Source organism: Pseudomonas sp. HD57-3 (assembly GCF_056113135.1).
Map to the genome: position 1 here is coordinate 1,311,056 of NZ_CM148568.1, position 19,301 is coordinate 1,330,356.

Annotated in this window: 18 protein-coding genes and 1 pseudogene; 11 read left to right on the forward strand and 8 right to left on the reverse strand. The window is 61.5% G+C overall.

What is annotated here, in order from left to right; all coding sequences use genetic code 11:
* Nucleotides 1–23: 23 nt before the first annotated feature.
* The 4 genes from hmgA to AC0R79_RS05810 all read left to right on the forward strand — a co-directional run bounded on the left by hmgA (nucleotide 24) and on the right by AC0R79_RS05810 (nucleotide 4,730).
* Complete coding sequence (gene hmgA, locus AC0R79_RS05795) at nucleotides 24–1,319, forward strand: homogentisate 1,2-dioxygenase (RefSeq protein ID WP_474733638.1); 1,296 nt, start codon at nucleotides 24–26, stop codon at nucleotides 1,317–1,319.
* Between the two features lie 3 nt (nucleotides 1,320–1,322).
* Nucleotides 1,323–2,627 (forward strand): fumarylacetoacetase, encoded by a 1,305-nt coding sequence (fahA, locus tag AC0R79_RS05800; protein WP_127796954.1) that lies wholly within the window; start codon nucleotides 1,323–1,325, stop codon nucleotides 2,625–2,627.
* Between the two features lie 12 nt (nucleotides 2,628–2,639).
* Nucleotides 2,640–3,278: a maleylacetoacetate isomerase gene (gene maiA, locus AC0R79_RS05805; RefSeq protein WP_474733640.1), complete on the forward strand. Its 639-nt coding sequence runs from the start codon at nucleotides 2,640–2,642 to the stop codon at nucleotides 3,276–3,278.
* Nucleotides 3,279–3,359: 81 nt separating this feature from the next.
* Complete coding sequence (locus AC0R79_RS05810) at nucleotides 3,360–4,730, forward strand: MFS transporter (protein ID WP_474733641.1); 1,371 nt, start codon at nucleotides 3,360–3,362, stop codon at nucleotides 4,728–4,730.
* Between the two features lie 50 nt (nucleotides 4,731–4,780).
* Here the strand turns inward: AC0R79_RS05810 and AC0R79_RS05815 are convergent, their stop codons facing one another.
* Nucleotides 4,781–5,584 carry a SirB1 family protein gene (locus AC0R79_RS05815; RefSeq protein WP_007957252.1) on the reverse strand — a complete coding sequence of 268 codons (804 nt, stop codon included), beginning with the start codon at nucleotides 5,582–5,584 and terminating at the stop codon, nucleotides 4,781–4,783.
* Between the two features lie 184 nt (nucleotides 5,585–5,768).
* On the opposite strand from AC0R79_RS05815, the gene AC0R79_RS05820 reads away from it, so the two are divergent.
* Nucleotides 5,769–6,788, forward strand: coding sequence for a Glu/Leu/Phe/Val dehydrogenase family protein (locus tag AC0R79_RS05820; RefSeq protein ID WP_085608113.1), 1,020 nt, complete (start codon nucleotides 5,769–5,771; stop codon nucleotides 6,786–6,788).
* A 167-nt stretch (nucleotides 6,789–6,955) separates the two neighbouring features.
* On the opposite strand, the pseudogene AC0R79_RS05825 reads toward AC0R79_RS05820, so the two are convergent.
* Nucleotides 6,956–7,213 (reverse strand): annotated as a pseudogene (locus AC0R79_RS05825) (YebG family protein); the annotation flags it as partial.
* Nucleotides 7,214–7,506: 293 nt separating this feature from the next.
* Here AC0R79_RS05825 and AC0R79_RS05830 point away from each other — a divergent pair.
* On the forward strand, nucleotides 7,507–8,007 hold the full coding sequence (locus tag AC0R79_RS05830) for a phosphate-starvation-inducible protein PsiE (RefSeq protein ID WP_007957255.1): 501 nt from the start codon (nucleotides 7,507–7,509) through the stop codon (nucleotides 8,005–8,007).
* On the opposite strand, the gene AC0R79_RS05835 is transcribed toward AC0R79_RS05830, so the two are convergent.
* The 3 genes from AC0R79_RS05835 to AC0R79_RS05845 all read right to left on the reverse strand — a co-directional run bounded on the left by AC0R79_RS05835 (nucleotide 8,004) and on the right by AC0R79_RS05845 (nucleotide 11,262).
* Nucleotides 8,004–8,321, reverse strand: a complete 318-nt coding sequence (locus AC0R79_RS05835; protein ID WP_474733644.1) for a DUF3509 domain-containing protein — start codon at nucleotides 8,319–8,321, stop codon at nucleotides 8,004–8,006. The genes AC0R79_RS05830 and AC0R79_RS05835 overlap by 4 nt on opposite strands.
* 199 nt (nucleotides 8,322–8,520) lie before the next feature.
* Nucleotides 8,521–9,822: an HAAAP family serine/threonine permease gene (locus tag AC0R79_RS05840; protein ID WP_127796959.1), complete on the reverse strand. Its 1,302-nt coding sequence runs from the start codon at nucleotides 9,820–9,822 to the stop codon at nucleotides 8,521–8,523.
* Nucleotides 9,823–9,885: 63 nt separating this feature from the next.
* Nucleotides 9,886–11,262, reverse strand: a complete 1,377-nt coding sequence (locus AC0R79_RS05845) for an L-serine ammonia-lyase (protein ID WP_474733646.1) — start codon at nucleotides 11,260–11,262, stop codon at nucleotides 9,886–9,888.
* A 135-nt stretch (nucleotides 11,263–11,397) separates the two neighbouring features.
* Between AC0R79_RS05845 and AC0R79_RS05850 the strand changes: the two genes are divergently transcribed.
* Nucleotides 11,398–12,345 (forward strand): LysR substrate-binding domain-containing protein, encoded by a 948-nt coding sequence (locus AC0R79_RS05850; RefSeq protein WP_011332523.1) that lies wholly within the window; start codon nucleotides 11,398–11,400, stop codon nucleotides 12,343–12,345.
* Nucleotides 12,346–12,545: 200 nt separating this feature from the next.
* Nucleotides 12,546–12,953 (forward strand): HPF/RaiA family ribosome-associated protein, encoded by a 408-nt coding sequence (locus tag AC0R79_RS05855; RefSeq protein ID WP_007957262.1) that lies wholly within the window; start codon nucleotides 12,546–12,548, stop codon nucleotides 12,951–12,953.
* A 71-nt stretch (nucleotides 12,954–13,024) separates the two neighbouring features.
* Here the strand turns inward: AC0R79_RS05855 and fecA are convergent, their stop codons facing one another.
* The 3 genes from fecA to AC0R79_RS05870 form a co-directional block, all read right to left on the reverse strand.
* Nucleotides 13,025–15,358 carry a TonB-dependent Fe(3+) dicitrate receptor FecA gene (gene fecA, locus AC0R79_RS05860; RefSeq protein WP_375745522.1) on the reverse strand — a complete coding sequence of 778 codons (2,334 nt, stop codon included), beginning with the start codon at nucleotides 15,356–15,358 and terminating at the stop codon, nucleotides 13,025–13,027.
* Between the two features lie 134 nt (nucleotides 15,359–15,492).
* Nucleotides 15,493–16,422, reverse strand: a complete 930-nt coding sequence (locus tag AC0R79_RS05865) for a DUF4880 domain-containing protein (RefSeq protein WP_375745524.1) — start codon at nucleotides 16,420–16,422, stop codon at nucleotides 15,493–15,495.
* Nucleotides 16,419–16,907, reverse strand: coding sequence for a sigma-70 family RNA polymerase sigma factor (locus tag AC0R79_RS05870; protein WP_007957265.1), 489 nt, complete (start codon nucleotides 16,905–16,907; stop codon nucleotides 16,419–16,421). Before AC0R79_RS05870 ends, AC0R79_RS05865 begins: the two co-directional genes overlap by 4 nt.
* Before the next feature lie 175 nt (nucleotides 16,908–17,082).
* On the opposite strand from AC0R79_RS05870, the gene AC0R79_RS05875 reads away from it, so the two are divergent.
* From AC0R79_RS05875 to AC0R79_RS05885, 3 genes are read left to right on the forward strand one after another with little or no spacing between them, the layout of a single operon-like run.
* Nucleotides 17,083–17,388, forward strand: coding sequence for a DUF3649 domain-containing protein (locus tag AC0R79_RS05875; RefSeq protein ID WP_007957267.1), 306 nt, complete (start codon nucleotides 17,083–17,085; stop codon nucleotides 17,386–17,388).
* The gene (locus tag AC0R79_RS05880) at nucleotides 17,385–18,974 is read left to right on the forward strand and encodes a PepSY-associated TM helix domain-containing protein (RefSeq protein WP_474733648.1); all 1,590 of its coding nucleotides are present in this window, start codon (nucleotides 17,385–17,387) and stop codon (nucleotides 18,972–18,974) included. The genes AC0R79_RS05875 and AC0R79_RS05880 overlap by 4 nt, the downstream gene beginning before the upstream one ends.
* Entirely contained in the window at nucleotides 18,975–19,301 is a 327-nt protein-coding gene (locus AC0R79_RS05885) for a DUF3325 domain-containing protein (RefSeq protein WP_433899064.1), read from the forward strand.

A 19,301-nucleotide genomic window follows, 5' to 3' on the forward strand; every position in this document is an offset into this window, starting at 1 on the left:
CGACTCCCTGTTCAGGAGGCTCCATGAACCTCGATTCAGCCTTGGCTTACCAGTCCGGTTTCGGTAACGAATTCAGCTCCGAAGCACTGCCCGGCGCACTGCCCGTTGGCCAGAACTCCCCGCAGAAAGCCCCTTACGGTCTGTACACCGAACTGTTCTCCGGCACCGCGTTCACCATGACCCGCAGTGAAGCGCGGCGTACGTGGATGTACCGGATCCAGCCGTCGGCCAATCACCCGGCATTCGCCAAACTGGAGCGGCAACTGGCGGGCGGCCCGTTGGGTGAAGTGACCCCCAATCGCCTGCGCTGGAACCCGCTGGAGATCCCGGCCGAACCGACCGATTTCATCGATGGTCTGGTGAGCATGGCGGCCAACTCCGCCGCCGAAAAACCGGCCGGCATCAGCATCTATCACTACTGCGCCAACCGTTCGATGGAGCGCGTTTTCTTCAACGCCGACGGCGAGCTGCTGTTGGTGCCGCAACTCGGGCGCCTGCGCATCGCCACCGAACTGGGTGTGCTGGAAGTGGCGCCGCTGGAAATCGCCGTGTTGCCACGGGGTTTGAAATTCCGTGTCGAACTGCTCGATCCGCAAGCGCGCGGTTACGTCGCCGAGAACCATGGCGCGCCATTGCGTCTGCCGGATCTGGGGCCGATCGGCAGCAACGGTCTGGCCAATCCGCGGGACTTCCTGACCCCGGTCGCCGCCTACGAAAACCTTCAACAACCGACCACCCTGGTGCAGAAATTCCTCGGCCAGTTGTGGGGCACCGAACTCAATCACTCGCCGCTGAACGTGGTCGCCTGGCACGGCAACAACGTGCCGTACAAATATGACCTGCGCCGCTTCAATACCATCGGCACCGTCAGTTTCGATCACCCGGATCCGTCGATCTTCACCGTGCTGACCTCGCCGACCAGCGTCCACGGTCTGGCCAACCTCGACTTCGTGATCTTCCCGCCGCGCTGGATGGTGGCGGAGAACACCTTCCGTCCGCCGTGGTTCCACCGCAACCTGATGAACGAATTCATGGGCCTGATCCAGGGCGAATACGACGCCAAGGCTGAAGGTTTCGTGCCCGGCGGTGCATCGCTGCACAGCTGCATGAGCGCCCACGGCCCGGACGGCGAGACCTGCACCAAAGCCATCAACGCGGACCTCAAACCGGCGAAGATCGACAACACCATGGCCTTCATGTTCGAGACCAGCCAGGTGCTGCGCCCAAGCCGCTTTGCCCTCGACTGCCCGCAACTGCAATCCACTTACGACGCCTGCTGGGCCACGCTGCCCGCCACGTTCGACCCGACCCGGAGATAATCCATGACTCAGAATTCCATCACCCGCAGTTGGGTCGCTTCGGCCAACGGCCACACCGAATTCCCGCTGCAGAACCTGCCACTGGGCGTGTTCAGCGTCGAAGGCTCGGCACCACGCGCAGGCGTGGCGATTGGCGAGCACATCTTCGATCTGCAAGTGGCGCTGGAGGCCGGGCTGTTCGACGGCGTTGCGCGCGGTGCGGTCGAAGCCATGCGCGGCGGTCAGTTGAACGCGTTCTTCGAACTCGGCCGCGACGCCCGCGTTGCCTTGCGTGAACGTCTGCTGGAACTGTTCAGCGAAGGCAGTACTCACCGCGGCAACATCGAAGCCCAAGGCGCGAAACTGCTGCCACTGGCCGCCGATTGCCAGCTGCACCTGCCGGCGCGCATCAGCGATTACACCGACTTCTACGTCGGCATCGAGCACGCGCAGAACGTTGGCAAACTGTTCCGCCCGGACAACCCGCTGCTGCCGAACTACAAACACGTGCCGATCGGCTACCACGGTCGTGCCTCCACCGTGCGCGCCTCCGGCACCGACGTGCGCCGCCCGAAAGGCCAGACCTTGCCAGCCGGTGCGACCGAGCCGACCTTCGGCCCGTGCGCACGGCTGGACTATGAGCTGGAACTGGGGATCTGGATCGGTCAGGGCAACGAGATGGGAGAGCCGATCGCCATCGGTGACGCCGCTGAACACATCGCCGGTTTCTGCCTGCTCAACGACTGGTCGGCCCGTGACATCCAGGCCTGGGAATACCAGCCGCTCGGTCCGTTCCTGTCCAAGAGCTTCATCACCAGTGTTTCGCCATGGGTGGTGACTGCCGAAGCGCTGGCGCCATTCCGCACTGCGCAACCGGCGCGTCCGCAAGGTGATCCGCAGCCGCTGCCGTACCTGCTCGACAAGCGGGATCAGGATGGCGGTGGTTTCGACATCGAGCTCGAAGTGCTGCTGCTCACCGAGAAAATGCGCGAGCAGAACCTGCCGGCCCATCGTCTGACCCTGAGCAACACCCGCTACATGTACTGGACCGTTGCGCAAATGGTTGCGCACCACAGCGTCAACGGCTGCCAGTTGCAGGCCGGTGACCTGTTCGGTTCGGGCACCTTGTCCGGCCCTGAAAACGGCCAGTTCGGCAGCCTGCTGGAAATCACCGAGGGTGGCAAAAAGCCGATCGAACTGGCGTCCGGCGAAGTGCGCAAATTCCTTGAAGACGGCGACGAAATCATCCTGCGCGCCCGCTGCGCCCGCGAAGGTTTTGCCTCGATCGGCTTCGGCGAATGCCGTGGCACCGTGCTGGCGGCGCGCTGACAGGAGCGGCTCATGGATCTCTATACCTATTACCGCTCCACCTCGTCGTACCGGGTGCGGATCGCGCTGGCACTCAAGGGTCTCGACTATCAGGCGCTGCCGGTCAACCTGATCGCACCGCCCGGCGGCGAGCATCGGCAACCGGCGTATCTGGCGATCAATCCTCAGGGCCGGGTGCCGGCGCTGCGTACGGACGAAGGCAAGTTACTGATTCAGTCGCCGGCGATCATCGAGTACCTGGAGGAACGTTATCCACAGGTGCCGTTGCTGCCCGAAGACCTCGTTGCCCGTGCACAGGTGCGCGGCGTGGCGGCGGTGATCGGCTGCGACGTGCATCCGTTGCACAACGTCAGCGTGCTCAATCGCTTGCGCGGGTTGGGGCATGACGAGCCGCAGGTCAACGAGTGGATCGGTCACTGGATCAGTCAGGGGCTGGCGACGGTGGAGCAGTTGATCGGCGACAGCGGTTTCTGTTTCGGCGAGTGGCCGTGTGTGGCGGACGTGTACCTGATTCCACAGTTGTACGCGGCCCAGCGGTTCAACGTTTCGCTGGAGGCGTTTCCACGGATTCGTCGGGTGGCTGCGTTGGCTGCTGAACATCCGGCGTTCATTGCGGCGCATCCGGCGAATCAGCCGGACACTCCGAAATAGCATTTGATGGCTTCCGTGCAGCGCACGGGAGCCGTTCCGGTTACCCGCAAAAAATCATAAAAACAAAACAGGTACCTTGCGATGCACAACCAGATTGCCAGCTTTCGGGCGGCACTCGACGCCCGTCCTGTGTCCCGCTTTCAGTGGTTGCTCCTGATTCTTCTCGCCTTGCTGCTGGTCACCGACGGCTATGACGCCCAGGTGCTCGGATACGTGGTGCCGGCGCTGGCGCAGGACTGGGGCCTGGAGAAATCGGCGTTCGGCCCGGTGTTCAGCGCCAACCTGCTCGGGCTGACGCTGGGCTCGCTCGCTGTGACGCCGCTGGCCGACCGTTTCGGCGTACGGCGGATTCTGCTCGCCTGCGTGCTGATCTACGCCAGCCTCACCGTGCTGATGGTGTTCGCCGATACCCTGAATACCCTGATGATCGCGCGCTTCATCTGCGGCATCGGCATGGGCGGCGCGATGCCCAGTGCCATGGCGTTGATGTCGGAATATTCACCGCCACGCCTGCGCACGCTGATGGTGACGCTGGCGGCCTGCGGCTTCTCGTTCGGCGGTGCGGCGGGTGGTTTTGTGGCGGCCGGCTTTATCGATCGGTTCGGCTGGCAAGCGGTGTTCCTCGCTGGCGGTGTCACGCCGTTGCTGCTGTTTCCGTTTCTCTGGTGGATGCTTCCGGAATCCTTGCCACGCCTGCTGCGTGACGCGCCGCCCTATGCACGCCTGCGCAAAGTCACCGCGCGGATGCTGCCGGACTGGCAGCCACCGCCCGCATCGGTCGAGCAGAACGAGCGCGAGCAGGGCAGCAAACTGACCGTGGTGGAGTTGTTCCGCAACGGTTACGCACGTCCGACTTTGCTGATCTGGGCGACGTTTTTCGTCAGCCTGATCCTGCTGTATTTCATGATCAGCTGGCTGCCGTCGCTGCTGCTGGAAAGTGGCCTGAAACTCAATGAAGCGAACCTGGTGACGTCGATGTTCCTGTTCGCCGGCACGCTGGGGGCGATCTGTATGGCGTGGTTCGCTGATCGGTTGAAAAGCAAGGTGCGACTGTTGTCCGGCGTGCTGGCTGGTGCTGCGGTATGCACGATCCTGCTGGGCCTGAATCACGACAACCCGCGCTATCTGGTGGCCTGTGTGTTTGCGGCGGGGTTCTGCATCATCGGCGGGCAACTGACGCTCAATGCGTTCGCCAGCAATTTCTATCCGGCCCACGTGCGCGCCACCGGCACCGGCTGGGCATTGGGAGTAGGGCGGTTCGGCTCGATTCTCGGGCCGCTGTTCGGCAGCCTGTTGCTGGCGATGCACATTCCGGTGGAGCAGATTTTCTTCTTCTGCGCGATTCCGGCGGTGATTGCGGCGTTGCTGATCATTCAGGTGCGTTCGCCTTCGCAGCTTGCGCAAAATCCTGTGGGAGCGAGCTTGCTCGCGAAGAACGATAACGCGGTTTGACTGATCGACCGTGTCGCCTGATTCGCGAGCAAGCTCGCTCCCACAAGGGATCAGTGGACAACCGAGTTCGGCGGCAGATGCCCCAACCGTTCCGTCAGGCGAAGTCGCTGAATCGGGTCGTCACTGAGCAGTAGCGCGTGCTCCAGGTCGAAACGCTCGGCGTTCGGGCAATCGAGGCGCTGGTACAGACTGGCCCGGGCCAGATAGTCGGCGGCGCTGGCGTTGCCCAGTTCGAGCACGCGCTCGGCATCGATCAGCGCCGCGATGAAGTCGTCGTGGGTCAGGTGCAGCTGGCGCAGGTTGCGTGACAGACGCTGAAGCATCTGCACCGGTTCGGCAGTCAGCAGATGGTCGGCGTTGAGTTTCATCTGATGGCCGTACTGGCGATGCAGCAGTTCGCGGCAATCGTTCGGATACAGACGCCGTCCGCCGCACGGATCGAGCAGGTGATCGGCCCCGGGAACCTTCAGCAGGAAATGCCCGGGGAAGTTCACGCCCACCAGTGGAATCTCCAGGCCACGGGCCAGTTCCAGAGCGATCAGTGCCAGCGCCAGCGGCTGACCGCGTTTGGTCTGCATGACTTTGTGCACCATCGCGGCCTGCGGGCGCAGCGGTACGAAATCATCCTGGGCAAACCCCAGATCGGTCATGCGCCGCAGCAGCGGTTGCGCCAGCTCGCTGACCGGCAGCAACGGCAAGCCATAGCTGACCCGCTGCTGCAGTTCCTTGAATTCCTGCAACAGCGCTTCGGGATCGGCTTGTTTGTCGTGTTCGGCGGCCATCCACAACGCGGCTTCGAACAGCGCGGGCGGTGAACGGTGCAGACAATCGAAGAAACGTTGGCGCGGACTCATCTAAATCTCCGGGGCATGCCTCGTTTTAGCCCCGTCTTTGTCATTCGTCCAGTACCGGGCCGCTCTGCCACCGGGTTATGCCACAACCCTCCGATCGGTGGCGGCGCTTATTCCGGCGCGCTTCAGCAATTTTCAGGCGCAAGCCTATACTGGCGTCTACCAGAAGTGATTCGGGAGCCTGCCGATGTTCGCTCTCATGCAAAGCACTCGCCTGGAATCGCTGCACCTTAGCGTTGATCCGGTGTCCGGATTGAAGGCGGTCATTGCCATCCATAACAGTCGCCTGGGGCCAGCCCTGGGCGGGTGTCGTTATCTTGCCTACCCGAACGACGAATCCGCAGTCGAGGACGCCATACGCCTGGCCCAGGGCATGAGCTACAAGGCCGCGCTGGCCGGCCTCGCCCAAGGCGGCGGTGTCGCCGTGATCGTGCGGCCGGCCCATGTGGAAAATCGTGGCGCGCTGTTCGAAGCCTTCGGCCGTTGCATCGATCAGCTCGACGGGCGCTACATCACTGCCATCGACAGCGGCACTTCGGTGGCGGACATGGATTGCATCGCCCAGCAGACCCAGCATGTCACCAGCACCACCTCCGCCGGCGACCCGGCGCCGCATGCGGCGATGGGCGTGTTCACCGGAATTCGCGCCACGGCCATGGCGCGGCTGGGCAGCGACAATCTCGAAGGCTTGCGCGTGGCGATTCAGGGGTTGGGCAATGTTGGTTATGCCTTGGCCGAACAGTTGCACGCCGCCGGCGCCGAACTGCTGGTCAGCGACATCGACCACGGCAAGGTGCAACTGGCGATGGAACAACTCAACGCCCATCCGATCGCCAACGACGCATTGCTCAGCACGCCGTGCGACATTCTCGCGCCGTGCGGTTTGGGCGGTGTGCTCAACAGCCACACGGTCACCCAGTTGCGCTGCTCGGCGGTGGCGGGCTCGGCCAACAATCAGCTGACGCACCTGGACGTCGCCGATCAACTGGAACGGCGCGGCATCCTGTATGCGCCGGATTACGTGATCAATGCCGGCGGGCTGATCTACGTTTCCCTCAAGCATCGGGGCGAAGAACTGACGACCATCACTGCGCACCTGTCGAAGATCAGTTCGCGCCTGACAGAAGTCTTCGCCCACGCACAGGCGGAAAAACGATCACCCGCGCGGGTGGCGGATGAGCTGGCGGAGAAGGTGTTGTACCGCTGAAGTTTGTCCGGGCATGAAAAAGCCCCTGAGTCTTTCAACTCAGGGACTATTCAATTCAGAGACTTCAATTCAAGTGTCGCTTACTTTGCAGCCTTCGCCGCTTTGGCAGGTTTGGCTGGCGCTTCTACCGGTTCAGCCAAGTCTGCTGGCTCGGTTGCCACAACCGGTGCCGCTGGTGCGTTGATCAGCTCCGACAATGCGTCAGGCTGGCTCTTGAACGCCCGGGCGAACACATCGCGGTTCTTCGCCATGAAGATCCCGACTTCTTCCACTTGCTGCTCGCTCAACGAAGGAACGGCTTTTTCCAGCACCTCGGCCAACAGTTCGGCCAGTTCGAGCATTTTGTCATGACGGTCAGCTTCGGCTTTATCCATGAACAAGCGCTCCAGATCTCGGCTGCTGCGGTATACCACTTCGACGGCCATTCACCACCTCACATGCCTTCACATTAAGTTGTCTTTGCGACTACTGTATCTATATACAGCGAAAAGGATAAGCGAATCCCTGCGCTTTGGGTAGTGGCTTTTCAATGTAGACCGGATTCGGATTTTGTCAGCCTGACGGTTACGCACCGGTGCGACCAAACGCCACGGCGCGGGTTTCGCGGCGACTCGCCATGATGGCGTGGCCTCTTTTCTGCATGCATCTGCGTACGTGCGCAATAACCGTCACGTCCAGCAAGCAACATCCGCTCGAACCGGGCTAAGGAACCTTCATCGTGAAAATCAACTGGGCCGAGAAACTGCGGCAAAACGTGCATCAACTGGCCGAGTCCCTGGGCAACCTGTTCGTCGAGACCTTCCACTACCTGGCGCTGTTCGCCATTGGTGCGGTGACCGCGTGGGCGGCGGTGATGGAATTTCTCGGGATGCTCGAGGAAGGGCACATCAAGATCGATGACATTCTGTTGCTGTTCATCTATCTGGAACTGGGGGCGATGGTCGGGATTTATTTCAAGACCAACCACATGCCGGTACGCTTCCTGATCTACGTGGCGATCACGGCACTGACGCGCCTGCTGATCTCCAACGTCTCGCACCACAATCCACCGGACATGGGCATCATCTACCTGTGCGGCGGGATTCTGCTGCTGGCGTTCTCGATCCTGGTGGTGCGTTACGCCTCGTCGCAATTCCCTTCGGTGAAAATCGAGAACCCGCACCGCAAGATCGGCACGGGTTCCAGTGAACATCCTGAAGTGGAGAAGGGCGAACTTTAAAGGCCGGCAGTTGGCCGTGGCTGATGTTTGGCCTGACGCGGTGGCGGAGTGATTCCGTCGCCGCGGGTCATGGCGTCGAGGATCGCCATGGCGCTGTGGCCCTGCTCGATGGCGATGCCAAATTGAATGCTCTGAACCAGGCGCTTCAGGCGCTTGGGATCGTTGCGCTGTTCGGCGCTGATCATCCGTTTGGCGACGATCCGGCCGCCATTGGAGAGGGTCAGCATGATGCTGCCGTCGAGCCCCTGAATGCTCAGGTTGATCTGATAGTCCGGCGCGAAGGCATCGGTAATGATCTGAAAAGGATTGTCCATGATGCGTCACCGCCTGATTGAACGTGCAGTTGTTGACCGGCCTTGATCGGGTTGGTTCGCCAAACCTGACCATCGGCCTTTCCGTGGTCCTGTCTCCTTCAGCGATGTAGCAAGGGACATGCCGGGAATATTGTCGAACAATGAATCCGGCCAAAAAGAAGGCGAGCCCATGGCTCGCCTTCTTCGTTTGCGGCCCGTTTCAGGGCAGAACCGAGTAGATGATCGCTGACAGTGCAATCAGGCCGATCAGTACCACGAACACGTTCGACACTTGGCCTGAATACTGGCGCAAGGCTGGCACCCGGCGGATCGCGTACATTGGCATCAGGAACAAAAGACAGGCAATCACCGGCCCGCCGAGGGTTTCGATCATGCCGAGGATGCTCGGGTTGAAGGTCGCCACGGCCCAGCAGCTGAGGATCATGAACAGCGCGGTCGCACGGTTCAGCCAGCTCGCCGACATCACTCGGCCACGGCTGCGCAGGCTTTTGACGATCATGCCCTGAAAGCCTTCGCTGGCGCCGATGTAGTGGCCGAGGAAGGATTTGGTGATCGCCACCAGCGCAATCAGCGGCGCGGCGTAAGCGATGACCGGGGTCTGGAAGTGGTTGGCGAGGTACGACAGGATCGAAATGTTCTGCGCCTTCGCCGCTGCCAGATCTGCCGGCGACAGCGCCAGCACGCAGCTGAAGCAGAAGAACATCACCGTCACCACCATCATTCCATGGGCCATGGCGAGGATGCCGCTGCTCTTGCGTTCGGCCTGCTCGCCATAGCGCTGTTTCTGCTCAACCGCGAAGGCGGAAATGATCGGCGAATGGTTGAACGAGAACACCATCACCGGGATCGCCAGCCACAGGGTCTTGAGGAACACCGACATTTCCATCGGTTCTTGAGCACTGGCGAAGAATGCGCCGTTCCAGTTCGGAATCAGGCTGATGCCGAGCAACAGCAGCGCGGCGACGAACGGATACACCAGCACGCTCATGGCTTTGACGATCACGCTCTGACCACAGCGGACGATGGCCATCAAGCCGAGGATCAGCGCCAGCGACAGCACCGCACGTGGCGGCGGGGCGATGTGCAGCTGGTGTTCGAGGAAGCTGCTGAGGGTGTTGGTCAGCGCCACGCTGTAAACCAGCAGGATCGGGAAGATCGCGAAGAAATACAGCAGCGTGATCAGCTTGCCGGCGCCGATGCCGAAGTGTTCTTCCACCACTTCGGTGATGTCACCGGAACGGCCCGACAGCACGAAACGGGTCAGGCCCCGGTGCGCGAAGAAGGTCATCGGGAACGCCAGCAACGCCAGGATCAGCAACGGCCAGAAGCCGCCGACACCGGCGTTGATCGGCAGGAACAAAGTGCCGGCGCCGATGGCGGTGCCATACAGGCCGAGCATCCAGGTGGTGTCGAATTTGCTCCAGCCCTTGTGGGCGATTTCGTTATTGCGTGTGCGGTCTACAGCGGGATTTTCGGCAGCAGGTGTGCGTACATCGGTCATCGTTTTTGCCTCGTTATTATTCTTGCTCGGGCTCACGTGTTACGGGCGGTCAGGGAGCGCTCCTCAGCACTCCACCCAGCTCACGGCCAGGCCGCCCCGTGAAGTCTCTTTGTATTTGTCATGCATGTCGGCGCCGGTATCGCGCATGGTGCGGATCACCCGGTCCAGGGAAATGAAGTGTTTGCCGTCGCCGCGCAGGGCCATTTGCGTGGCGTTGATTGCCTTCACGGCGGCGATGGCGTTGCGCTCGATGCACGGCACCTGCACGAGCCCGCCGACCGGGTCGCAGGTCAGGCCGAGGTTGTGTTCCAAGCCGATTTCGGCGGCGTTTTCCAGTTGCTCCGGGGTGGCACCCAGCACATCGGCCAGACCCGCAGCAGCCATCGCACAGGCCGAACCGACTTCGCCCTGGCAGCCGACTTCGGCACCGGAGATCGATGCGTTTTTCTTGCACAGGATGCCGACCGCTGCCGCACCCAGGAAGAACGCGACAACGTCATCGTCGGACGCGTCCGGATTGAATTTCATGTAGTAGTGCAGGACGGCCGGAATGATCCCGGCGGCACCGTTGGTCGGCGCGGTCACCATGCGCCCGCCGGCGGCGTTTTCTTCGTTGACGGCGAGGGCGAACAGGTTGACCCATTCCATCGCCGACAGGGTCGAACTGATGACGTTCGGCTTGCCGATTTCCAGCAGGCTGCGGTGCAATTTCGCCGCACGACGCGGAACATTCAGACCGCCAGGCAGGATGCCTTCGTGACGCAGGCCTTGCTCGACGCATTCGCGCATCACCGACCAGATGTGCAGCAGGCCCTTGCGGATCTCGGCGTCGCTGCGCCAGGCCCGTTCGTTGGCCATCATCAGTTCGGAAACCCGCAGGTTGTGCTGCTTGCACAGCGCCAGCAGTTCGACGGCGCTGGAGAATTCGTAATGCAACTCGACGTCGCCGGCCGGCGCTAGGCCGGATTCGGCTTCGGCCGCTTCGATGATGAAACCGCCGCCGACGGAGTAGTACGTTTGCTCGAACAGTTGGCCGGATGCACCGAAGGCTGTCAGCGACATGGCGTTGGGGTGGTAGGGCAGGCTCTCGTCCAGCAGCAGGAGATCGTGCTGCCAGTTGAAGGCAATCGAACGTTCACCGGCCAAGGACAGTTGGCCGGTCTCGTGCAGTTGCTGGATGCGTGGCTCGATGGTCGACGGATCGATGCTGTCCGGCCATTCGCCCATCAAGCCCATGACCGTCGCACGGTCAGTGGCATGGCCCACGCCGGTGGCCGAAAGCGAGCCGTACAAACGGATTTCTACCCGCTGCACATCGTTCAGCAAATGCTGGTCGATCAGGGCCTGGGCGAAGGTCGCGGCGGCGCGCATCGGGCCGACGGTATGGGAACTGGACGGGCCGATGCCGACTTTGAATAGATCGAAAACACTGATAGCCATGCTAAACCCTTACAAGCAATGGAGTAGGAATCGCTGCCATTTTTTGTAGGGCAAGCGCAATGTCGGCGATACTGCCTAGCTCGCTTCGACGTGACTAACGAAACTTCCTAAGTAAGCCTTTAGCAGGACTAAACCATGAGTCGTCAATTGCATGCCCAGACTTACGTCTGGCTGCAGGTGTTTTCCTGTGCCGCGCGGCACCTGTCATTCACCCGTTGTGCCGAAGAACTGCACATCACGCCGGGAGCGGTGAGTCAGCAAATCCGACAACTGGAAGAGCGGCTGGGGTTTCGCCTGTTTCACCGTCGCGCGCGGGGTGTGGAGCTGAGTGCGGAAGGACAGCGACTGGCGATCACCGTCAACGAGGCTTACGGCAGCATCGACGCGGAACTGCGTCGCCTGGATGCGGGGATGATCAGCGGGATTCTGCGGGTGCGATCGATTCCGTCGTTCCTCAGCAAGTGGCTGACCCCGCGCCTGCCGCGCCTGCAACAGCGTTACCCGGACATCCAGCTGCGGCTGGTGGCCGAGGACAGCAGCGTGCCGTTGCATGAAGGGGATTTCGACTTGGCCATCGACCTGAACGACGGCAGTTATCCGGGATTGTTATCCACAGCCTTGCTCGACGAGCAGATTTTCCCGGTGTGCGCGCCGGGACTACTGCGTGGACGGCCACCGCTGCACGGGCCGGCGGATCTGGTGCATTTCCCGCTGTTGCACGACATCACCGCCTGGCGCGGCAGTTATGAATACGCGGAGTGGGAGTTTTATCTGAATGCCATCGGTTTCGAGGGTGCCGATGTCCGGCGTGGGCACACGTTCAATCGCAACCACCTGACCATCGAAGCGGCGATTGCTGGCATGGGCGTGGCGATTGCCCGGCGCACGTTGCTCAACGACGAGCTGGAGCGGGGGACGTTGATCGTGCCGTTCGGGATTTCGGTGCCCAATCACAAGCGCTATGTATTGCTCTACGCGCCGGGGGCGTTGAGCCATCCGGGTGTGCGGGCGGTGCATGACTGGCTGGTGGAAGAAGCGGGGATTTTCCGCAGCCTGCACCCGTTGGGTGATGGCCAATTGTGAGCAGATTTTTCGGGGTGGCGGGGCGACCCAACTCCCGACCTTACCAGCGCTTTACTCGGTTGTCCGGCTTTTTTTGCGTATGAATATTTATCTTTTTTAAGGGGTTGAAATGTTCGTCCGGCGGGCCGATTGTTGTAATCAAGAGGTCACGAAATCCTGTTCCAGGCCTCTTGCGAGCTAGCTGAAATAAGGGATGAACTATGCAAATCCAAGTCAACAGCGACAACCATATTCAAAGCAGCAAACGACTGGAGGAGTGGGTACGCACCACAATTGAGAGCACGCTCGACCGTTATGAGGAAGACCTGACCCGTGTCGAAGTCCATCTGAGCGACGAGAACGGTGAAAAGCCGGGTCCCCATGACTTGCGCTGCCAACTGGAAGCGCGGCCGAAAGGCCATCAACCGATTTCCGTCACCCACAAAGCCGATTCGCTGGAACAGGCGATCGATGGTGCAGCCGAAAAACTGGAGCACGCGCTGGAGCACCTGTTTGGCAAACTGCGCGGCAAACCGCGAGCCGCTGTGGTGCCATTCACAAGCAAAGCCAATGACAAGCTATTGGCGGAAGAGTTTGACGAGAACGAGCAGGCAGCGATCAACAGTTGATGCGCTGATTTTCCAAGCCACCCAATGAGAAAGGGCCTGCAATTGCAGGCCCTTTCTGTTTTCAGCAGGGATCAGAAAGCTACGGAGGTCTGCACGTACACCGTGCGCGGCTCACCGACATACTTGCCCTTGTTGTTGTCATCGAACGAACGGGTGAAGTACTGGGTGTTGAAGATGTTCTTCACGCCCACCGCGACGTTCAGGTCCGACAGTTGCGGGCCGAAGTCATAACCGGCGCGGCTGCTGAACAGCATGTAGCCGGGGATCTTGCCGGTGCTGCCGTCGGCGCTTTCTTTCGAGGTGTTGGCGTTGTCGGCGAACTGGTCGCTCTGGAAGCTGCTGTCCAGATTCAATTTCCACGGCCCTTCGGTGTAACCGACGCCGATCGTGCCCTTGTGTTTCGACGAGAACGGCACACGATTGCCCTTGTTCGGCCCGTCTTCGCGGATGGTCGCGTCAACATAAGCGTAAGTGGCGTAGACGTCGAAGCCGGCCAGCGCCGGGCTCAAGTCGTCGAGGGCGTAGTTGACGCTGGTCTCGATGCCCTGATGGCGGGTTTCGCCACGGGCGATCACCGAATCATTGGTCTGGTTGCTTTCATACTGGTTGTCGAAGTTGATCAGGAACGCGCCGATCTCCGCTCGCAGCGCACCGTTGTCGTAACGGGTGCCGACTTCCCAGGTGCGGGCCTTCTCCGGTTTCACTTCGCCGCTGCTGACGCGGTTGGGCATTTGGCTGTATTGCACGCTGCCGAAGGAGCCTTCGGTGTTGGCGTACAGGTTCCAGCTGTCGGTCAGGTGATACAGCACGTTCAACGCCGGCAGCGCGGTGTTGTAGTCGCCCTTGTATTTGACGTTGGTCAGGTTGTTGGTCTGTTGCGACTCGATCATTTCGTAGCGCACGCCCGGAGTGATCGTCCACTTGCCGATGTCGATGCGGTCATCGACGAAGAGCGCATTGGCTTCGGTGCCGCCGCGCGTGTCACGGTCATTGCGGCTGTTGGTGGTCGGGTACTCGTTGCTGCTGATCGGCGTGCGATAGCGCAGTTCGTGGCCGGCCTCGTTGATGTAGCGATAGCCGACGCCGACTTCATGGCTGGTGGCGCCAAGGTCAAAGCCCTGGGCGAAGCGGGTTTCCAGACCGCGAACCCAGTATTCGCGCGGCGACAGCGAGAGGAAGGTGCCCTGATCCAGATAGCCGCTGCGCAGGGTCTTGGTGAAAAAGGTGTTGGCGGTGAACTCGCGGCGATCTTCCTGATAGCGATAGCCGAAATTGAACATCGTGCGGCGGCCCCAGAACTGGTCTTTCGGCCGGGTCGACTGATACGGATCGGCATCGTAATCGGCGACATTCAGACCGCCAGGCATGTCGGCCTTGCCTTCGTAATATTGCGCCATGGCGTTGAAGCTGTTGGCGTCGTCGAGCTGGTATTTGCCCTTGAGGATCAGGTCGTCGATTTCCGTGTCGCTGTGTTCGCGCCAGTCGCCACCGCGAGTGCCGGAATACAGCAACGCGCCGCCCAGACCATTGGCATTGGTGCCGCCGGCCAGCAGGTTGGCGCTGGTCTTGAAGCCGTCGTGGCTCGACGATGGACTGGTTTCGGTCTGGAAACCGCCTTTCACGGTCGGCTCGTCCGGAATCGCCCGGGTCACGAAGTTCACCACGCCGCCGACGTTCTGCGGGCCGTAACGCACGGCGCCGCCACCGCGCACCACGTCCACCGCATCCATGTTGCCCATGCTGATCGGCGCGAACGACAACTGCGGCTGACCGTATGGCGCGAACGGCACCGGAATGCCGTCCATCAACACGGTCGAACGTGCGGCCAGGCGCGGATTGAGACCGCGAATACCGAAGTTCAGCGCCATGTCGTGGCTGCCGGTGCCGTTGTTTTCCGGGGCGTTGACGCCGGGAATGCGATTGAGCACATCGCGAGCCTGGGTCGCGCCCTGGCGTTCGAATTCTTCGCGGCGGATCACGTCACGGGCACCGGGATGTTCGAAGACGTTGACCTGTGCGGCCTCACCCAGCCAGTCGCCGACCACTTTCGAGGTGTCCAGCTCCAGTGCGCTGTCGTTCGACGGTTGCAGGCTGAAGGCATTGCCGCCCTCGGCGCGGGCTTGCAGACCGGTGCCTTCGAGCAGCGCATTCAAACCTTGTTCCGCCGTGTAGCTGCCTTCGAGGCCACGGCTTTGCACACCACTGGTAACCTGCGAGCCGAACGAAATCAGCACACCGGCTTCGCGGCCGAACTGGTTGAGGGCGTTTTCCAGCGACGACGGGGCGATGTGATAAGCCTTGGTGTCGGCAGCCTGCGCAAGGGGCAGGGCGCTGAAGCTCAGGCTGGCGCCGAGGACAAGGTTGCGCAGGGTTCGGGCCAGCGGCGTGAGGCGGGTGGGGTGCATGGAGGACGGTCCTGAGAAGGTTGAATCAAGGGGGCTTTCCTTCTCTGTCACGCCAGATCTGAAAAACGGCTCATTTATTTTTTACAGGGGCGCGGAGCGACCGGGTTGAGTTCCCACGCAGAGCGTGGGAGCGATCAGGCTCTGGCTTCGACCGTCACCCAGTAGCGAGTAAAACGCTTCACTTTCACCGGCAGGCTGATCTCCAGCAGATCGAGAATCCGCTCGCTGTCGTCCAGTGGGTAAGTCCCGGAGATCAGCAAGTCAGCGACTTTCGCATCGCAATTGAGCTGCCCGCTACGGTAGCGACCGAGTTCGTCGAGGAAGTCGCCCAGGCGCATGTGCGCGGCAACCAGCATGCCGTCGGCCCAGGCGCCGCTGTTGGCGTCCAGTGGTTTGGCGTCAATGATGGAGGTGGTGCTGAAACTCAGTTGTCGGGCGACCGGCAGCAGCATCGGCGCGCGACCTTGTGCGTTCAATTCGACCCGGCCCTCAAACAGTGCGATCTGCGTGCGGTCGGCAAACTGACGCACGTTTATTCGAGCGCCCTGGGTTTTCAGCAGGCCTTGCGCGGTTTGCACTTCGAAAGATTGAGTGGCGGTGAGCAGCATTTCGCCTTCGAGCAGACGGATCAAGCCGTCGCCCCGGACATCCGCCGCACTCGCGGTGTTGAGCTGCAACTGGCCGCCGGCGCCAAGCGAGATCTTGCGGCGTTGACCAACCGGACTGCGGTAATCGGCCAGCAACGACGGCAATGGATTGTGCTCGCGCATCCCCCAGGTGACCGCTGAGCCGGCGCCGAGAATCAGCAACAGCTTCAGTGCCTGACGACGGCTGCCGGACTTCGGCGCATTCAACGCGGCGTGAGCCAGTGGCGACGACAAACCACGCAACCGTGAATTGACCCGCTGAATATGCTCCCACGCGCGGCGGTGTTCGCTGTGAGCGTCGATCCATTGTTGCCAGGCTTGTTGCTGGCGCGGGTTCAACGGGCCTTGCTGCATTTCCAGCAACCAGTGCACCGCCTGTTCGGCGACCTGCGCGGAAAAATCCATCGGCGGATTCACAGGGCGAAGTAGCAGCGCATCGCCGCTTTATTCAGATGTCGTTTGACCGTCGCCACGGAAATGCCCAGTTCGGCGGCGATCTGCGGATAGGTCAGGCCATCGACCTGCGCTAGCAGAAAGGCGCGTTTGACGGCGCGCGGCAGTCCGTCGAGCAACTGATCCAGCTCCATCAGGGTTTGCAGGATGATGGCTTTTTCTTCTTCCGAAGGCGCGACCATTTCCGGCATCTGCGCGAGGGTGTCGAGGTAGGCGCGCTCCAGATCCTGGCGGCGGTAATGATTGAACAGCACACGCTTGGCCAGGGTGGTGAGGAATGCGCGCGGCTCGATGATCACCGGCGGCTCGCGGGCGGTCAGCACCCGGATGAAGGTGTCCTGAGCCAGATCGGCGGCGCTGTCCGGGCAGCCGAGTTTGCGCCGCAGCCAGCCGGTGAGCCAGCTGTGGTGGGCCTGATACAGCGATTCGACAGGATGGGCGGACGACAACGGCATCACTCCGGGCGCATGCGGGATGCGTTAGAGAACAAGAATGGTTCGCATTGTAGGGCTGTCAGTGATGCCCGGCAATCAGACTCTTTTGCGTATGAGAATATTTATCATTAATATTGCTCGCCTGTCGTTCGGCGTGTTGGCCGGGCGTTAACCGTTTCAGGGTCGAAACATGAAAGCCAAACTCGCCGCTCTTCCCATGTCCTATCGTCTGGCCGTCACTTCGCGGGTGCTCGCGGCGGTGTTTGGTGGCTATCTGGTCGCGGCTTTGGCCAGTGTCACGCTGACCCTGTGGCTGCCGCTGAACCGCGCCGAGGCGGTGGTGACCGGCATGACCGTTTCGTTTCTGGTCTATCTGGTGGCGGTGCTCTGGTGTTTCGCCTGTCGCACGGCGTGGTCGGCGTGGGTCGGTCTGCTGGTGCCGAGCGTGATCCTGGCGACCGTTTCCGGCGCTGCGCGCGGTCTGGGGCTCGCATGAAAGAGGGTTTCCGGCAGGCGATGGCCTGGCTGCATACGTGGACCGGGCTGGTTTTCGGCTGGCTGTTGTTCGCGATTTTTCTGACCGGAACCCTGGCCTATTTCAAGGATGAAACCACTCACTGGATGCAGCCGGAAATCCACGCGCACCCATTGAATGCCGAAAAAAGCCTGACGCTGGCCCAGCAGTATCTGCAACAAAATGCCCCCGACGCTTCGCGCTGGATCATTGGCCTGCCCGACGCCCGCGATCCCGGTCTGAGCGTGGGCTGGCAGCAGACGCCAGCCAAGCCCGGCGAACGCGGCGCATTCACCCGCAAGACCCTCGACGCGCAGACCGGCGCTGAAGTGCAGCCCCGGGAAAGCATGGGCGGCGAGTTCTTCTACCGTTTCCACTTCCAGCTGCAAATGCCTTATCCATGGGGCCGCTGGCTCTCGACCATCGCCGCGATGGTGATGTTCGTCGCGCTGATCACCGGGATCATCACCCACAAGAAAATCTTCAAGGACTTCTTCACCTTCCGCCCGCGCAAGGGCCAGCGTTCGTGGCTCGACGGGCACAACGCGGTGGGCGTGCTGGTGCTGCCGTTTCATCTGATGATCACCTACAGCAGCCTGGTGATTTTCATGTCGATGGTGATGCCGGCGAGCATTCTGGCTTCGTACGGCAACAACGTCCGGGCGTTTTACGACGAGGTATTTCCCGAAACCAGCATTCCTGAACGGGCCAATCAACCGGCGACGCTGGCACAGCTGGCGCCCCTGTTGCTGGCGGCCAGCGAGCAATGGTCGGGCGGGCGCGTCGGGCGTATCAGCGTGAACAATCCGGGTGATGCCAACGCTGCGGTGGTGATGTCCCGCGCGGGCTCCGACCGTGTGGTGAATGATTCCGGTAGCGCCCTGATCTTCAGCGGTGTCAGCGGACAAGTCATCGGCACCACGCCTGATCAGCCAATCGCGATGGCGGTTGCCGGTAGTTTTTACGGTTTGCACATGGGCCACTTTGCCGGGCCGGTGTTGCGTTGGCTGTATTTCATCTGCGGTCTGGCGGGCACGGCGATGATCGGCACCGGACTGGTGATCTGGCTCGGCAAACGTCAGCTCAAACATGCCAAGACCGGTGTGATGCCTTTCGAATTGCGGCTGGTTGAAGTGTTGAACATTGCCAGCATGGCCGGGCTGGTGGCGGCGGTCGCCGTGTTCTTCTGGGCCAATCGTCTGCTGCCGGTCAGTCTGGCCGGGCGTGACGACTGGGAAGTGAACGCGTTCTTTATCACCTGGGGCTTGAGCGTGGTGCACGCGATGTTGCGGCCGGGGCGCAAGGCCTGGGTCGAACAGCTGTCGCTGGGCGCCGCACTGTTTGTCGCAGTGCCGCTTCTTAACGGTTTGACCTCCCCGTATCACCTCGGTGTGACAGTGCCCGAAGGTGACTGGGCCCTGGCCGGTTTCGACTTGACGTGTCTGGGCAGCGGCCTCTTCCTCGCCTGGGCCGCCCGGAAAATGCAGCGCGCCGGACGCGCCGTCAGCGTGAAAAAACCAGCCCGCGAAAAGGCCCGGCCGATCACCCTTGAGCAAGGGGCGAACTGAATGCTCTTGGCGCTATTGCTCTGCTATTCCTCTTTCACCGCGCTGTGCCTGGCGATGCCTCGGCATCACGAAGAGCTGCTGGGCCACAAACCTTCGGCCCGCCGTCGGCAAGGTCTGAAACTCGCAGGCTGGCTGTTGCTGGGGCTGTCGCTCTGGGCGGCGGTTTCCATGAAGGGCTGGAGTTTTGGTCTGGTCGACTGGTGCGCGGTGTTGATGCTCAGCGCGCTGACTCTGGTTCTGCTGTTGCCCTATCGCCCACGCCTGGCATTGACCCTGGCCGGACTGAGCCTGCTCGCCAGTCCGGTCGCTGCGTGGGCCTTGAACTGA

Coding starts and splice junctions, on each gene's coding strand:
- hmgA (WP_474733638.1), top strand. CDS start 24: ATGAACCTCGATTCAGCCTTGGCTTACCAGTCCGGTTTCGGTAACGAA.
- fahA (WP_127796954.1), top strand. CDS start 1,323: ATGACTCAGAATTCCATCACCCGCAGTTGGGTCGCTTCGGCCAACGGC.
- maiA (WP_474733640.1), top strand. CDS start 2,640: ATGGATCTCTATACCTATTACCGCTCCACCTCGTCGTACCGGGTGCGG.
- AC0R79_RS05810 (WP_474733641.1), top strand. CDS start 3,360: ATGCACAACCAGATTGCCAGCTTTCGGGCGGCACTCGACGCCCGTCCT.
- AC0R79_RS05815 (WP_007957252.1), bottom strand. CDS start 5,584: ATGAGTCCGCGCCAACGTTTCTTCGATTGTCTGCACCGTTCACCGCCC.
- AC0R79_RS05820 (WP_085608113.1), top strand. CDS start 5,769: ATGTTCGCTCTCATGCAAAGCACTCGCCTGGAATCGCTGCACCTTAGC.
- AC0R79_RS05835 (WP_474733644.1), bottom strand. CDS start 8,321: ATGGACAATCCTTTTCAGATCATTACCGATGCCTTCGCGCCGGACTAT.
- AC0R79_RS05840 (WP_127796959.1), bottom strand. CDS start 9,822: ATGACCGATGTACGCACACCTGCTGCCGAAAATCCCGCTGTAGACCGC.
- AC0R79_RS05845 (WP_474733646.1), bottom strand. CDS start 11,262: ATGGCTATCAGTGTTTTCGATCTATTCAAAGTCGGCATCGGCCCGTCC.
- AC0R79_RS05850 (WP_011332523.1), top strand. CDS start 11,398: ATGAGTCGTCAATTGCATGCCCAGACTTACGTCTGGCTGCAGGTGTTT.
- AC0R79_RS05855 (WP_007957262.1), top strand. CDS start 12,546: ATGCAAATCCAAGTCAACAGCGACAACCATATTCAAAGCAGCAAACGA.
- fecA (WP_375745522.1), bottom strand. CDS start 15,358: ATGCACCCCACCCGCCTCACGCCGCTGGCCCGAACCCTGCGCAACCTT.
- AC0R79_RS05875 (WP_007957267.1), top strand. CDS start 17,083: ATGAAAGCCAAACTCGCCGCTCTTCCCATGTCCTATCGTCTGGCCGTC.
- AC0R79_RS05880 (WP_474733648.1), top strand. CDS start 17,385: ATGAAAGAGGGTTTCCGGCAGGCGATGGCCTGGCTGCATACGTGGACC.
- AC0R79_RS05885 (WP_433899064.1), top strand. CDS start 18,975: ATGCTCTTGGCGCTATTGCTCTGCTATTCCTCTTTCACCGCGCTGTGC.